Origin of the sequence: Prosthecobacter sp. (assembly GCF_044227185.1) — a bacterium.
Classification (GTDB): domain Bacteria; phylum Verrucomicrobiota; class Verrucomicrobiia; order Verrucomicrobiales; family Verrucomicrobiaceae; genus Prosthecobacter.
On sequence record NZ_JBGAFO010000005.1, the window covers coordinates 323,637 to 337,785 of the forward strand.

Consider the following 14,149-nt stretch of genomic DNA (forward strand, 5'->3'; position numbering starts at 1 on the left):
TTCACCATCTCTCAACCTTGAACTTTCCTGCTCCTTCATGAACTCGATCCTTACCTTCGCTTATGAGCACTGGCTCATGACGTTCTCGTTCGCCGGCATCATCGCGCTGTACTTTGTGTCCTGCGTGTACATTCCGGAAAGCAAAGTGGGCATTGTGATCAAACGTTTTGCCTTCAAGAACCTGCCGCCGGGTGAAATCATCGCCCTGAACGGTGAGGCGGGATACCAGGCGGACACGCTGGCGCCGGGGCTGCATTTCGGATTTTGGGTGGTGCAGTACCACATTGAAAAAGTGGCGATGATCCGTGTGCCGCAGGGAGAGCTGGCGCTGGTGGTGGCGAAGACGGGGGCGGCGATCCCTCCAGGACGCATCCTGGCGCGCACGGTGGCGTGTGATCATTTCCAGGATGCGCGGGCCTTTCTGAAACACGGCGGTGAAAAGGGGCGGCAGCTCGGTGTGATCACGGCGGGGTCGTACCGCATCAATCCGGCGCTTTTCACAGTGATCACGTCTGAGAACGCGGCGCAGAACGGGCTGGACCCGCGGCTGCTGAGCATCCGCCATGTGGAACCCGATCTGGTGGGCATTGTGACGACGCTGGACGGCATGCCCATTGAGCAGACGGAGATCGCGGGGGCCATGGTGCCAGGGCACGACAACTTTCAGAACGCGCAGGCGTTTCTGGACGCGGGCGGGCACCGCGGGCTGCAGGAGCAGGTGCTGCTGAGCGGGCAGTGGAACATCAACCCGTGGTTTGCGCAGATCGAGCAGGTGCCGATGTTTGAGATACCCATCGGCCATGTGGGGGTGGTGATCTCGTATGTGGGCAAGGCGCACCTGGACATCAGCGGGCCGGAGTTCAAGCATGGAGACCTGGTGGAGGTGGGGCACAAAGGTGTGTGGGGCAAGCCGCTGCTGCCCGGGAAGCACCCGATCAACACGCGCATCATGCGGGTGGAGCTGGTGCCGACGACGAACATCGTGCTGAACTGGGCGACGCGCACGGAGGCGCACCATTTTGATGCGAAGCTGAGCAGCATCACGGTGAGATCACGCGACGGGTTTGCCTTCAACCTGGATGTGTCTCAGATCATCCACATCGGCGCGAATGAAGCGCCGAAGGTGATCAGCCGCGCGGGGTCGCTGCAGAACCTGATCGACCACGTGCTGCAGCCGATCGTGGGAAACTATATCCGCAACTCGGCGCAAGACTATACGGTGCTGGATTTCCTGAGCGCGCGCAGCCAGAGGCAGGCGGATGCGGCGGGCCACATCGAGGCGGCGCTGCGCGAGTATGACGTGGAGGGAATCGACACGCTGATCGGCGACATCACGCCGCCGGAGTCGCTGATGAAGACGCAGACGGACCGCAAGCTGGCGGAGGAAAGCCGCAAGACGTATGAGATGCAGGAGGCGGCGGAGAAGCAGCGGCAGCAACTGGTGCGGCAGACATCGCTGGCGGACATTCAAAACCAGGTGGTGAGCGCCGAGCAGGGCGTGAACATCGCGGAGCTGCATGCCACGGCCGCGGTGAAGAAAAGCGAGGGCGAGGCGGCCTCCACGCGACTGCGCGCCAGCGGCGAGGCGGAGGCGATCCGCGCGACGGGCCAGGCCAAGGCCGATGCGTATCAGGCCGGGGTGAACGCGCTCGGCTCCGATGTGTACGGCATGCTGCAGGCGTTTCAGATCATCGCGGATAAGAACCTGCGGGTGGTGCCGGATGTGCTGGTGAACGGCGGACAGGGTGGCAGCGGGATCCTGGATGCGCTGATGGCGATGCTGACGAAGCAGCGCGCGGCTCTGCCCGGACTGAACTGATTGCCAAGCGCCGCCCGGGCGGATGGTGCCTGCGGCACCATGCGCCCTCATAGGCACACAGCCGAGAATGAATCTGCACTGGGACATTTGGCTTTTGTGATGAGGTGTGGTAGCAGATCGAATGAAAAAGCTCCCTGCCTTTGCATTGCTCCTCGGCTGCAGCGTGTGTCTTCTGCTTCTGTGCGGCTGCAGTGACGCGAGCTACATCACCCCGGCGATGACCTTTGCGTATGAGGACTTCGGGCCGGAGCCGATGGCCTCGCGCCTGGTGGGGCCGAAGGGGAAGGACACGCAGGTGGTGGCGCGGTTTGCCTCGACACGCAAGACCCCGCCGGCGGAGGGGCCGGACGTACGCTTTGTGAACGTGGAGCAGGCGATGTATTTCCTGCGGCACCAGGCAAAGCAGCTGCCGAAGACGCCGGAGAATGCAGCACTGCGGCAGCGGCTCTCCACGACCTACGGCCGGCTGTACAACCAGTATTCCACCAAGCGGAGCGCCTTTCTCTCCGCGCCCTCAGCCAGCTATGGCCGGGGCGGGATGAACCGGGCGCTGATGATGCCGCCGATGCCGCCGACAATCTGAACGCGGGGCATTTGACAAGCGGGCCGCCGCCCGCCAGAATCTGGGTCCTGTCTCGAATGAGACGCGGGTGTAGTTCAATGGTAGAACACGAGCTTCCCAAGCTTGATACGTGAGTTCGATTCTCATCACCCGCTCCATGAGGAGCGCTTCTCAACGAAGGAACTCATAGAGCTGCTGAAGGAGCTCGCCGCGAGTCATCGCACGGTCCGCGGCGGCTTTGTCGGGAGGGAGGCTGCGCTCCTTGCTCCAGTCACTGAGGGTGTAAGAAGGGGAATCTGTGGATTCGGCTTTGGAAATGTCGGCGGCGAGCGATTGCTCTTCGCGGATGCCTTGATGCAGGGCGCGAACGCCATTGATCCAATTGCGCGCGGTGCTGCGCTTCACGGGGTCGTTCAGGCGAGCGTTGTAGCCGGCGAAGAAGCCTTTGGTGGCGAAGTACTGGGCGGCGGGGAGGCTTGCATCAGTCGCGTCGCTTTTGATGTCGTTGAAGAAACTGACGAGATGCTGCTTCTCGACAAGTTTGCGAACCAGGAGGTCCGGTTTGAGTTTACCCGGGGTGGTGTGGTGCTGCTTTGAGAGGACGGCGGCCCAGCCTGTGGCTTCGCCGATTTGCATCCAGACGGGTTCGAGGCGGATGGCGCCCCAGGCGACGTGGGTGGCGGAGAGGCAGACGGGGACGAGGAGATTATCCACATCTTTGGGAAGCAGGCAGCGGTAGGGGATCTGCGCGGGGCGGGACTCTTCGGTGAGGATGAGTTTGCCATCGTAGTCGTAGCCGGGGTGGCGGTCGGTGGTGCAGTCGTGGGAGTCCATGGACCAGTCGGTGAAGGCGATGCTGTCTGGATGGATGGGCGTGCGGGCGTAGTCGGGGGAGAGGGTGTTGTCGTGCTCGCTGAAGATGTGGCGGCCGACGATGCGACGGGCCTCGCGGACGTAGAGCTCGTAGGGGAGGTTGTGGTTGTCGGGGTATTCGTCGAGGGGGAGGCCGATGCGGCGATAGCCTTCGCGCTTGGCGGGCGGGATTGATTCGTCGTTTTGGAGGAAGAACATGAGGCCGAGCGCGAAGTTCGTGTGTCGCGCGATGATCTTCTCGCGCTCGGGCCAGGAGGCGGCGGGATACTGGTGATTTTCGCCGGGGAGGATGGCGCTGTTGAAGCTGCTTTTGCCATGCATGCTGCCACTGCCCATGCCTTTGCGATTGTAGTGCAGGTATTCTTCGCGGTTGTAGCCGGGGGGCTTTTCGGGGAGGCGGATGTTGCCGGGGTCGTTGCTGAGGCAGAAGCGGTGGTTGTAGGCCTGGACGGCACCGTCTGCGGTGAAGGGGCTGGTGGGATCGATGCTGCCCTGGGTGTGGGCGTAGAGATGGAGGTTTAAGGTGCCGTCTTTCACGGCCTGCGGGCCGGATTCGGGGGTGATGTTGGTGAAGATTTTGCCGGCATGAGGTTCGTGGAATTCTTCGCGGCTTTCGCGGCCGATGCGACATGGGACCTGGGCAAGCGCGGCGAGATCGCCTTCGTAGGTGGCATCGACGTAGGTGTCTGCATCGACGCGAATGTCATGGGTGGTGCCGTATTCGCGGAGGGTGAGGGTTTTGAGCGTGGCTTTCTCGCGATCGATTTTTGCGGGGTAGTGTGAAAGGAGGGTGGTGATGTTTTTCTCCGCGGAGACGAGTTGATTGAAGAGACGCTCGGCGACGGAAGGCTCGAAGCGGCTCATGGGGTAATGGGACTGGGTGTAGCGAGCTGAGGCGTATTCTTTGGAGTCCGCGCCGTAGGTTTCGCGGTAGTGATCTTCGATCTTCTTTGCGTACTCATTGAAGATGGGCGCACGGGGACCGCCCCAGAGGGCGTCCCACTGCATGAGGGCATTGGTGAGCATGCCGCCGATGTGTTTGTTGTGCTGGACGAGGAGGACGGTGAGACCTTCGCGCGAGGCACGCACGGCGCAGGCGATGCCGGCGGGAGTGCCGCCGACGACGATGAGATCGTAGTGTTTTTCTGCGACGTCCTGAGGTGATGAGGAGCGCAGGGGAGTGACTTGTGCTTTTGTTTTTGGAGCCGGGGTTTGCAGGCTTTTCCACATGCGGAGGAGGGATTCGCCGCGTGGGCGGTCGAGGAGCGGGGAGTCGGCGGCTTCGGCTTCGCGCACCTGTTTGATGAGGTCCATGGGCTGGAGAGTACCGGCGCGCAGGGCGGCGAGGCCCTGGCCCCAGACGTTGCGGGTGCTCTCTTTGAGTGGCTCGTCCAAGCGTGCGTTGTAGTCGGCGAAGAAGCCTTTGGTGGCGAAGTATTGGGCGGCGGGGATGCGGGGATCGTCTGAGGAGACATCGAGGTCATTGAAGAAGGTGACCATGACGTGCTGGGTGCGGATGGTGCCCCAGGCGACGTGGGTGGAGGAGAGGCAGACGGGGACGAGGAGATTGTCGATGCCCTGGGGAAGGATGGCGCGGTAAGGGACCTGGCCGGGGAAGGTTTCGACATCGAGCATCATCTTGCCTTCTTCCAGTGCGCCGGGGATGTGGCGTGGGGTGCAGGCGTGGGTGTCGAGATACCATTCCGTGGTAGCGATGCTGTCCTCATGCAGCGGAGCGTGGTCCAGGCCTGGGACGAGCATGGCGTCGTGCTGGGTGAAGATGTAGCGGCCGGTGATGCGGCGGGCTTCGCGGATGTAGAACTCGTAGGGGCGATGGGCGTTGTCGGGAAATTCGTCCTTGGCGAGGCCGAAGTCGCGCCAGGATTTTTGGCGTGCGGGATCGACGGAGGGGTCGTTTTGCAGGAAGTAGAGGAGGGCGATGGTGGCGCTCCAGTGGGCGTCCATGACTTTGCGGCGGCCGGGCCAGTCGGCCTCGACGTAGTCGGTCTGCAGGCCGACGAGCTGGGGGCGGTTCCAGCCGCGCTTGAGATTGGGGATGGGGGAGACAATGGAGCCGTGCTCGAGGAGCTTGAGCTTTTCGGGATCGTAGTCGGCGGGCTTTTCGACGGGGAGGCGGTTGGCAGGATCTGAGCTGAGAGGCGTGCGGTAATTGAAGGCCTGGACGTTGCCGTCGGCCTCACCAGTGCTCTCGGGTTCTTTGATGGCCTGAAGACCGCTGAATTTGCGGAGGTTCAGAGAAGCGTGGAGCTTGGCTGCGCGTTCGATTTCGGGAGTGGGCGCGGTTTTGACCCCTGCCATGTAAATGACGCCAGCGTGCGGTTCATTGAATTCAGCGCGGGCTTCGCGACCGAGGCGGTATGGGACTTTGGCGACGGCGGCGAGATCGCCCTCGTAGCTGCAGTCGGCAAAAATTTTGGCGGTGATGTGTTTTTCGCCGGGGCCGTCGAGTTCGCGGATGGTGATGGACTTTAGGACGGGGCCTTCACGCTGAACAGCGGTGGGGTAATAGCCGCGAATGACGGTGACGTTTTTCTCCTGGGTGATGAGGCGGGTGAGAACGGCCTCGGCGACGTGAGGCTCGAACTTGCCATTGCTGTGGCCGCTTTTGCCTGGGAGGGCATCGCGATACTGAGGTGATTTTTCGCCGTAGGTGGTGCGGTAGTGATCGAAGATGGCCTGGCGGGCTTCATCGTAGATGGGCGAGCGTTTGCCTTCCCAGAGTGTGTCCCAGACGCCGAGGCCGCTGGAGAGGATGCCGCCGAGGTGCGCATTGTGATTTACGAGGATGACGTTGAGGCCTTCGCGGGCAGCGCGGACGGCCATGGCGATGCCGCCGGGAGTGGCTTCGTAGATGCAGAGGTCGGCTTGCTCTGCGTGGAGTGATGACGCGGCCAGCAGGAGGATGGCGAGAAGGGCTTTCATCATTTTGACACAGGTGCGGGAGCGCTGGGTGGGGATTCATTGCCGGCGACGTCGAGGAAGGTGAGGGTGTAAGTGTGCGGCTCTTTGGAGTCGTCGGTGATGGGGGAAGCGCGAAGGCCTTCGGGTGGTGCGTCGCGGGATGTGGCGATGCGGGCGCCGGGTTTGACGCCAAGCTCTTTCCAGAGCATGCCATCGCGATGGATGCGGAGAGTGCGCAGGCCACCATCGAAGGCTGGCGTGATGGTGCAGGTGAGCTGGATGACGCCGGAAGAATCGCGCGTGGCGGTGAGAGTGGGAGCGGGGAGTTTGGGATGGGATGGATGGAGGGTGCCGTGTTCGGAAAATTCGCGCCAGAGTTTGGCGAGGTCTGCATTGGGCAGCCAGGCGAGGGTGGGATCGTGGAGGTTTGAGTCAGTGAGTTCGCGATCCTGGAGGGAGGTGATGTCAACGAGAGCACCGGAGAGTTTTGACTGCAGCACGGCTGCGAAGAATGGGATGATGACGAGGCGTGAGTCATCGCAGCCGTGCTCTGAGAGAGGATCGATGAGGCGGCCGACAGTGGTGCCCTGGGAGCGAAGCTCGCGGAACATGGTGTTCATGGGCTCCCAGGAAACGAAGTGGCTGGAGGTGGGGACGGTCTCGCGTTTTCCCCAGACGAAGAGGAGTGGGAGTTTGAGCGCGGCGGGGGCGAATTTGGCGCGGAAGGCGGGGTCGCCGAACTGCTTGTGACAGCCGCCGCGGAATGAGGCTGCGAGGACGCGACCGGGGTGGCGGACGATCATCTGCGCGGACCAACTTGAGCCGCCGGAGTGGCCCCAGAGGAGCCATGGAGCGTCTTTGAGTTCGGGGCGGGCGGAGGTTTTAGCGAACTCAGCCAAGGCGGAGAGCAGGGCGCGTTCGGAGCCGCTTTCGGGGTCGTTCCATTCATCGCAGCCACCGGCGACGTGATACATGGGCGCGAGAAGGGCGCAGTTGTGCTGGCGGGCGAGGGCGCGCCAATGGAAGTCGAAAGTGACGGGGGGATGTTTGTCGGGGGAGGCATTGGTGCAGCCGTGCTGGTGGATGATGACGGCTTTGACTGGCTGTGCGGGATCTGGCAGCCAGCAGGAGAATTCGGCGTGCTGGAAGCGATCAATGCCGGAAGGTGGGACGATGAGGTTTAGCAACAGGCCGTCCTCGGCCTGGGCGAGTGAGGCGCATAGCGCGAGGATGACAAGAAAGGGCTTCATGGTTTGAGCTGCTGCCAGAGTGTGAGCAGGAAGGCGCCGCGAGTTTGAGCGGTGGCTGGAGAGTTTTGTGTCTCGGCGGTGTGGACTGCCGTGGCGGTCTGCATGGGATCGCCGGGGTGTTCCCATGCGGTGCGCACGGCGGTGGTGAGGGGGGCGTCGAGACGGGCATCGTAGCTGTCGAAGAAGCCTTTGGTGCCGAAGTATTGGGCGGCGGCGATGCGTGGATCGTCGGAGGTGACATCGACGTCATTGAAGAAAGAGACCATCACGTGGCTGGAGGCGAGCTTGCGGATGAGCTGGTCGGGATCGAGAGCGGCGGGAGTGGATTTGCTTTTCACTGCGAGGGCGGCGGCGAAGCCGGCGGATTCGCCGGTTTGCATCCAGACGGGTTCGAGGCGGATGGAGCCCCAGCCGACGTGGGATGCGGAGAGGGGCACGGGGGCCAGGACGTTGTCGAGCTCCTGCGGGAGAAGGCTGCGATAGGGGACCTGCGCGGGTCGTGATTCTTCGCCGAGGAACAGGATGCCGTCCATGTTGCCGCCGGGTGTTTTGCGCGGGAGGCAGGCGACGGAATCGACGGGCCAGTCGGTGATGGCGATGCTGTCGGGATAAATGGGAGTACGGGAGATGCCGGTGGCGATGACGTTGTCCTGTTCTTTGAAAACATAGCGGCCGACCAGACGGCGGGCTTCGCGGACGTAGATCTCGTAGGGGACGTGGTTGTTGTCGGGGAATTCATCGGCGGCGAGGCCGTAGCCGGTGAACTGTTTGCGATCTGCGTCTGATGCAGCGGGATCATTTTGTGCCCACCAGAGGCGCATGAGCATGCCTTCGAGGTAGCGTTTTGAAATGGCCTCGCGAGTGGGCCAGTCGGCGGCAGGGTAGTCGTTTTGAGGACCGATGAGGCGGCCGCCGTTCCAGGCGACTTTTTGATTGGGGAGATTGGGGACGAAGCCACCGCCGCCTGCGGCTTTGGCGATGGCGGGATCGTAGTTCGCGGGCTTGGGAAGCAGAACGCGATTTGATGGATCGCGCGTGAGGATGAGGCGGTAATTGTAGGCCATGACGGAGGCGTCGGCTTCGCCGCTGTTTGGGCCTTCGACGATGCCGGCGGTGGCGTGGCTGTTGTAGCGGATGTTGAGAGTGCCTTCGTCAGCGGCTTTGGGGAAGCCGCGCTGGCCGGGCTCTTTGTGGCGCTCTTCGGAATAGATGACGCCTGCGTGGGGTTCGTTGTATTGGGTGCGTGCCTCGCGGCCGATTTGTGTTTTCACGCCGGCGGCGGCGAGGAGATCGCCTTCATACATGCCGTCGGCGAAGACGGTGGCACTGACGGTGATTTCGCTGCCGCCGTGGATGGGCTGAAGTGTGGCGGACTTTAAGAGGCGGCCATCGCGAGTGGTCTTTGTGATGATGTGGCCTATGAGGACGGTGAGGGACTTTTCGCGCTCGGCCATTTGATTGAAGAGGAGCTCGGCGATGCGTGGCTCGATCTTGGGGCGGTCGATGTGGGCGCGGCTGGTGGCGCTCGGCATGGAGAGAATGTGCTGGGGGGAATTCTCGCCGTAGGTTTTGCGGTAGTAGTCGCTGGCACCGCGCAGGATCTCGGCATAGAGCGGCGAGCGCATGCCGTCGTAGGGGGCTTCCCAGCCACCTGCGCCGCTGGTGCTGAAGCCGCCGAGGTGCTGGGTGTGATTGACGAGGAGCACGCTGAGGCCTTCGCGCGCGGCACGCACGGCGCAGGTGATGCCGCCCGGTGTGCCGCCGATGACGACGAGGTCGTAGGATTTGCCGTTTATGTCCTCGGGCTTTGTGGCGCTCTTGAGGAGCATGGGTGGGGGGATTTTGGCCGGGGCTGCGGATGTTTTTTCCTGGGCTGGGAATCCTGTGAATGTGCGGGTGTTGCGTTCGGCGGTGGCTTCAGCTTCGGAGAGAATTTGCAGGCCATCGACTGCGACGAAGCCGTCGGCGTCTGCGTTTGAGATGGTGATGGTGGTGGCTCCTTTTTCGAGGTCGAAGATGCCGAGTGCGCGTGGGATGCCTTCCTCCATGCAGGGCTCGCGCTGATTTAAGGTGAGCGATTTGGAACCGATTGTGATCTGGGCATTGCGTGCGCGATTGCTCGCGGCGGTGTAGAGCAGGCGGACTTCGTAGCGGCCTGTTTCTGGGATGAGGGGCGTGAAGGTGGCTGTGGCGGGTGCTTTGCGCTCGGCCGTGCGGTAAGAGGAGCCGAGGAGTGAGGGAAGCTTGTCGCTGGTGGCCCACTTGCCGGTGAAGGTGGCTTCTGTGTCATCGAGCACGATGCCGGCGGCCTTGGTGGCGGTGATGGGTGTGGCGGTGGATTTTTCGAGCTTGTCCGTTTCTCCAAGAGTGAAGCGGGTGCTGACGACAGAGTTTTGTTCCGGGCCGGGGCGATACTTGATGTAGGTGGTGGCGACGAGGGTGCCGTCTGGGAGGAGTTCGAGGCCGGGGTAGCCACAGTCGCTGCCTTTGTGGCTGTGGAGGAGCTTGATTTTGTATTCGCCATCGCGGCCGCTGGTGATGTCTTCGTAGTGGCCGACCCAGGCGACGAAATGATTTTTGGTGGTGCTCTTGGAACCGGTGTCGCGGAAGCAGATGACGAGGCGGCCATCGGGGGCATAGACGGCTTTGTGGCGATCGCCGTGCAGGCCTTGGGGGAGGGCTTTTACTGAGGACCAGGATTTGCCTTCGTCATCGCTGGTGATGAAGTGGGCGGGCTCGGTGCGGATGTTTTCGCGGATGAGGCAGAGGAGTTGTTTGCCATCGGGCGAGCGGACGACTTCGGGCTCGCAGGGTTTGAGGTCGCCGAGATCAACGAGAATGCGCCAGGGGCTCCAGGTGAGGCCGCCGTCGGTGGATTCGCTTTGGGTGACGACGTTGGACCTTGGGTCTTTGGTTTCGCCGGGGCGGCGGATGTTGGAGAGGCCGATGAGTTTTTTGCTGCCTTCGACCGGAATGATGGTGGTGAAGGGCATGACGGTGACGAGGCCATTGCTCTGCATGGGAGACCATGTGCGGCCGTCATCGGTGGAGACGGATTGCTGCATGGTGCCATCGGGGCCCTGGCCGGCGAAGACGAAGAGGCGCGCGGTGCCTTGCGGATCGGTGAGGCGGTAGAGGGCGGGGCAGTTTTTGACGTGCTGCCAGTTTTCGGGAACGGGCAGGAGAGCGCTCCATGTTTTGCCGCCGTCTTCGCTGCGCTTCAGGGGACCGCAGCCGCCGCCGTGGCCGTGGGTCCAGACGCAGAGCATGGTCTTGCCGTCTGGCAGGAGGAGGGTGGTGGGGTGGCCTTGGTATTCTTCTGCGGTGCCCTGGGCGATGATGACTTGGCGTGAGGTGTCTTGGGAGAGGTCGAGCGTGGGGAGTGGTGCAGCGGCGTGGAGAGATGAGAAGGCGAGCAGTGCGAGTGCGGCGGTGGTCGGGAGGCGCATGGTTTCAAGACGATGTGGGGGCGGGGTTGTTGCTGGTCAATTTAGTGGACCATGGGAAGGCGGAGGTCATCTTCGCCTGACGAAGGCGGATGATTTTCCCCTCACCCCAACCCTCTCCCCGAAGAGAAACATACCCCTTTGCGTGCGCCAGGGGCGGGGAGAGGGAGAACCGCGTTGGGCGGCTACGGGTGAATGGTGAGGATGAACAACTGGCGGGTGCCGTCTTTGGCGAGGCCGGGGACGAGGAGCTGGTTGCTGTCGCGGTTCCAGAGGGGGCCGGGGTCGAGGCGGAGGTCGCCGCTGGTGTAGGTGCCTTGATCGAAGGCCGGGGAGCGCACCCATGCGCCGTCGCTGCGGCGGAGGATGGTGTAGTGGTTTTTGCCTTTGTCGCCGTGGCCGTTGACGAACCATTGGCCGTCGGGTGAGAGGGCGACATCGCCGCCGGGTTTGGGGAAAATTTCCGGGGTGCCGAGGTCGGACACCATCTTCATGGTGTCGGTGTCGTAGATGATCTGGCGATCGTCTTTCTGGCCGATCATGCGATGGCCGCTTTCCCAATCGGGGTGGCCGCCGATGAACATTTCCAGAGGGCGGATGCCGGTGCCGTCGGCATTCATGATGCAGGGGATGTTGCAGCGGTCGGGTTTGTCGAAGTCGCCGCGGACGAAGAAGAAGATGCGGTCGTCATCGCGATTCCAGAGGGTGTGATTGATGAAGAGTTCTTTGCCATCGACTTCGGGATGAGTGGGGCGTAATGCGTCGGCGAGCTGTTTGAAGGAAACGAGCAGGCGGGTCTCCTGGGTGGCGATGTTTGCTTTGAAGATGCCGTCATCTTTCGGCTGAGCGACGCCGATGGTCCAGTCGTGGGTGGCGGGGTAGCCTGTGACGGGGCGTAGGCGGGCCATGCGGGCGTAGTTGAGGCCGAGGAAGGAGCCGCCGTTTTGGGCTACGCCGCTGTTGCCAACCGGGGTGCCTTTGCGGCGATACTCGGCGATGCGTTTGCGCGACTGGATGTCGTAAAGGACGCAGAAGACTTCGTTGGTGGCGGGATCGCGGTCGTTGAAGAAGAACTGGGTGTCTGCCTGCTGTGGATTCCAGTAGAGCATGGTGCCTTGCTGGGGATTCCAGGCGCGGCTGTGATCGAGGTCGGTGATGGTGTTGTTGTTCTGGGTGTCGATGAGGATGATGTCTGCGGCGTCTTCGGGACGTGGCATGTGGTCCTGGAAATCGGTCTGCATCGCGACGATGTAGCGGCCGCTTTGATTCCAGGGAATGGTGCGCACGTGGCCGATGTAGCCGAAGAAGTGCTGCTTTGGGCCGGTGGTGAGAGCGGTGACGGTGAGGTGGGGAGCGTCTGCTGCGTGGGTGTTGCAGAGGATGGTGAAGAGGAGGAGAATGAGAGGGTTCATGGAGTCGAGCGATTTGAAATGCGTCGTGGTATTGGCGGCTCGTCACATCAAACGGACACAAAGGCTGGCCCCTCACCCCAACCCTCTCCCCGAAGAGAAGTATTCGTTTTTGCGTAAGTCAGGGGCGGGGAGAGGGAGAATCGCGTTTGCCGTCATCGATCTATTGCCCCCTTATTAAACGCATTATGCGGTCATGCGTGCCATCACGGCATCATCGACGGGTTTGCAGGAGCGGTAGCCTTCGCCGTGTTCGGGGAGATCGGTGAGGAAGGTGGTGCGGGATTCGGCGGTGTGGAAATCGAGGCCGATGAGGGCGCGGCCGATGCGCTCGCCGGACTGGCGGTAGTTGAAGTAGCAGAGGCTGGCGCGGTCGCGGATGAGGCGGGAGAGGAAATCGTGAAGGGCGCCGGAGCGCTCGTAAAAGTCGAGACGTAGGAAGAGAGGATGGGTGAGGAGATCGCCGCGGAGAGGGATGGCGCGGAAGGCGACATCGACTGCGCCGGTGAGGTCTTCCCAGCGATAGCCACCGGCTTCGAGGCGTGCGGGGAGTGCTGCGAGTTTTTCGGCGTTTTCTGCGGTGACGGTAAAGACGGGCCAGGCTTCGTCGGAGCGATGCAGGCCGTACTGGAAGTCGGCGATGTTGAGGCCTTCGAAGCAGGAGTCGAGCAGGGCGAGCATGGCACCGGGGCGCTCGGGGATGCAGACGCGGAGGGCCCGTGAGGCGGTGTTGCCAACGCCTTCGGACTGCGCGATAAGACCGAGCTGGAGGAAGTCGATGTTGGCACCGGTGATGACGATGAGGACTTTTTTGCCGGCGAGAGCGGCGCGGTTTTTCAACACGGCAGCGAGGCCCATGGCACCGGAGGGCTCGGAGACACAGCGAAGCGTCTCCCACAGGACACGGATAGCGGCGCTGACTTCGGCATTGGTGATGGTCTCCACGCGATCGAGGCTCTGCTGGCAGATGCCAAAGGGCAGCGCGCCGGCTTTGCGAACGGCGGTGCCATCGCAGAAGATATCGAGGTCGTGGAGTTCGACGGGTTTCTCGGCAGCAAGAGCGGCTTTCATGGAGGCCTGGCCGGTGCCTTCGACTCCGACAGCTTCCATATTTGGCCAGTAGGTTTTGAGCCAGCAGGAAACGGCGGAGGCCATGCCGCCGCCGCCGATTTGGAGATAGGCGGCATCAAAGGGGCCATGGCCGGAGAGCACGACTTCATCCGCGAGAGTCCCCTGCCCTGCCATGACTTTGAGGTCATCGTAAGCGTGCACGTAAGTCGCGCCGCTGCTGCGTTCGTCTTCACGTGCTGAATGCACGGCTTCATCGTAGCTGTCGCCAGCGAGCATGATGCGGACGAATTCGCCGCCGTGATGCAGCACGGCGTTTTGCTTCACTTTGGGCGTGGAGCGTGGCATGTAAATGCGCGCGTGGATGCCGAGGGTTTTGGCGGCGAGGGCGACGCCCTGCGCGTGATTGCCGGCGGAGGCGGTGACGACTCCTTTGGAGCGCTGCTCGGGTGTGAGCTCGATCATGGCATTGCAGGCGCCGCGCCATTTGTAGCATTTCACGGGAGAGAGGTCTTCGCGCTTCACCCAGATTTCAGGGGCGGGCTCGGAGCCGGGGAGAATGAGGCGCTCGATGGGCGTGGGCTGGCCGAAGCGGTACACACGCTCGCGGGCAAAGAGGATTTCCTGGCGCAGGCGGCGGTCGAGAGGGAGGTTTTCGCGTTCCATTTTTGGCGTGATACATCCGCGCCGGGTGTGGGACGGCAAGGGGTTTTGGTGGGTGGACGGCGTGGTTTGCAGAGCCGGATTCCGGCTGAAGCCGGTACTACAATACGGCGCTGGGGCGGGTGTCAGATTTGAGT

7 protein-coding genes and 1 tRNA gene are annotated in these 14,149 nt (G+C 62.6%); 3 read left to right on the forward strand and 5 right to left on the reverse strand.

Annotation, left to right across the window (positions count from 1 at the left end; genetic code table 11):
• Nucleotides 1-37 precede the first annotated feature (37 nt).
• From ACILSQ_RS14385 to ACILSQ_RS14395, 3 genes are all read left to right on the forward strand, one after another.
• Nucleotides 38-1,819 (forward strand): SPFH domain-containing protein, encoded by a 1,782-nt coding sequence (locus ACILSQ_RS14385; RefSeq protein WP_395744335.1) that lies wholly within the window; start codon nt 38-40, stop codon nt 1,817-1,819.
• Between the two features lie 121 nt (nt 1,820-1,940).
• Entirely contained in the window at nt 1,941-2,402 is a 462-nt protein-coding gene (locus ACILSQ_RS14390) for a hypothetical protein (protein ID WP_395744336.1), read from the forward strand.
• Nucleotides 2,403-2,465: 63 nt separating this feature from the next.
• Nucleotides 2,466-2,539: transfer RNA gene (locus tag ACILSQ_RS14395), tRNA-Gly, on the forward strand.
• 13 nt (nt 2,540-2,552) lie between these two features.
• On the opposite strand, the gene ACILSQ_RS14400 is transcribed toward ACILSQ_RS14395, so the two are convergent.
• The 5 genes from ACILSQ_RS14400 to ACILSQ_RS14420 all read right to left on the reverse strand — a co-directional run bounded on the left by ACILSQ_RS14400 (nt 2,553) and on the right by ACILSQ_RS14420 (nt 14,015).
• Nucleotides 2,553-6,197 carry an FAD-dependent oxidoreductase gene (locus ACILSQ_RS14400; RefSeq protein ID WP_395744337.1) on the reverse strand — a complete coding sequence of 1,215 codons (3,645 nt, stop codon included), beginning with the start codon at nt 6,195-6,197 and terminating at the stop codon, nt 2,553-2,555.
• A complete protein-coding gene (locus tag ACILSQ_RS14405) occupies nt 6,197-7,426 on the reverse strand; it encodes a hypothetical protein (RefSeq protein ID WP_395744338.1) in 1,230 nt (409 codons plus the stop codon). Before ACILSQ_RS14405 ends, ACILSQ_RS14400 begins: the two co-directional genes overlap by 1 nt.
• A complete protein-coding gene (locus tag ACILSQ_RS14410; protein WP_395744339.1) occupies nt 7,423-10,875 on the reverse strand; it encodes an FAD-dependent oxidoreductase in 3,453 nt (1,150 codons plus the stop codon). Before ACILSQ_RS14410 ends, ACILSQ_RS14405 begins: the two co-directional genes overlap by 4 nt.
• A gap of 182 nt (nt 10,876-11,057) precedes the next feature.
• Nucleotides 11,058-12,284 carry a hypothetical protein gene (locus ACILSQ_RS14415; protein ID WP_395744340.1) on the reverse strand — a complete coding sequence of 409 codons (1,227 nt, stop codon included), beginning with the start codon at nt 12,282-12,284 and terminating at the stop codon, nt 11,058-11,060.
• 183 nt (nt 12,285-12,467) lie between these two features.
• Complete coding sequence (locus ACILSQ_RS14420) at nt 12,468-14,015, reverse strand: pyridoxal-phosphate dependent enzyme (RefSeq protein ID WP_395744341.1); 1,548 nt, start codon at nt 14,013-14,015, stop codon at nt 12,468-12,470.
• Nucleotides 14,016-14,149 lie beyond the last annotated feature (134 nt).

Excerpts from the sequence above, each read along its gene's own strand:
- ACILSQ_RS14385 (WP_395744335.1), top strand. The coding sequence starts at position 38 with ATGAACTCGATCCTTACCTTCGCTTATGAGCACTGGCTCATGACGTTC.
- ACILSQ_RS14390 (WP_395744336.1), top strand. The coding sequence starts at position 1,941 with ATGAAAAAGCTCCCTGCCTTTGCATTGCTCCTCGGCTGCAGCGTGTGT.
- ACILSQ_RS14400 (WP_395744337.1), bottom strand. The coding sequence starts at position 6,197 with ATGAAAGCCCTTCTCGCCATCCTCCTGCTGGCCGCGTCATCACTCCAC.
- ACILSQ_RS14405 (WP_395744338.1), bottom strand. The coding sequence starts at position 7,426 with ATGAAGCCCTTTCTTGTCATCCTCGCGCTATGCGCCTCACTCGCCCAG.
- ACILSQ_RS14410 (WP_395744339.1), bottom strand. The coding sequence starts at position 10,875 with ATGCGCCTCCCGACCACCGCCGCACTCGCACTGCTCGCCTTCTCATCT.
- ACILSQ_RS14415 (WP_395744340.1), bottom strand. The coding sequence starts at position 12,284 with ATGAACCCTCTCATTCTCCTCCTCTTCACCATCCTCTGCAACACCCAC.
- ACILSQ_RS14420 (WP_395744341.1), bottom strand. The coding sequence starts at position 14,015 with ATGGAACGCGAAAACCTCCCTCTCGACCGCCGCCTGCGCCAGGAAATC.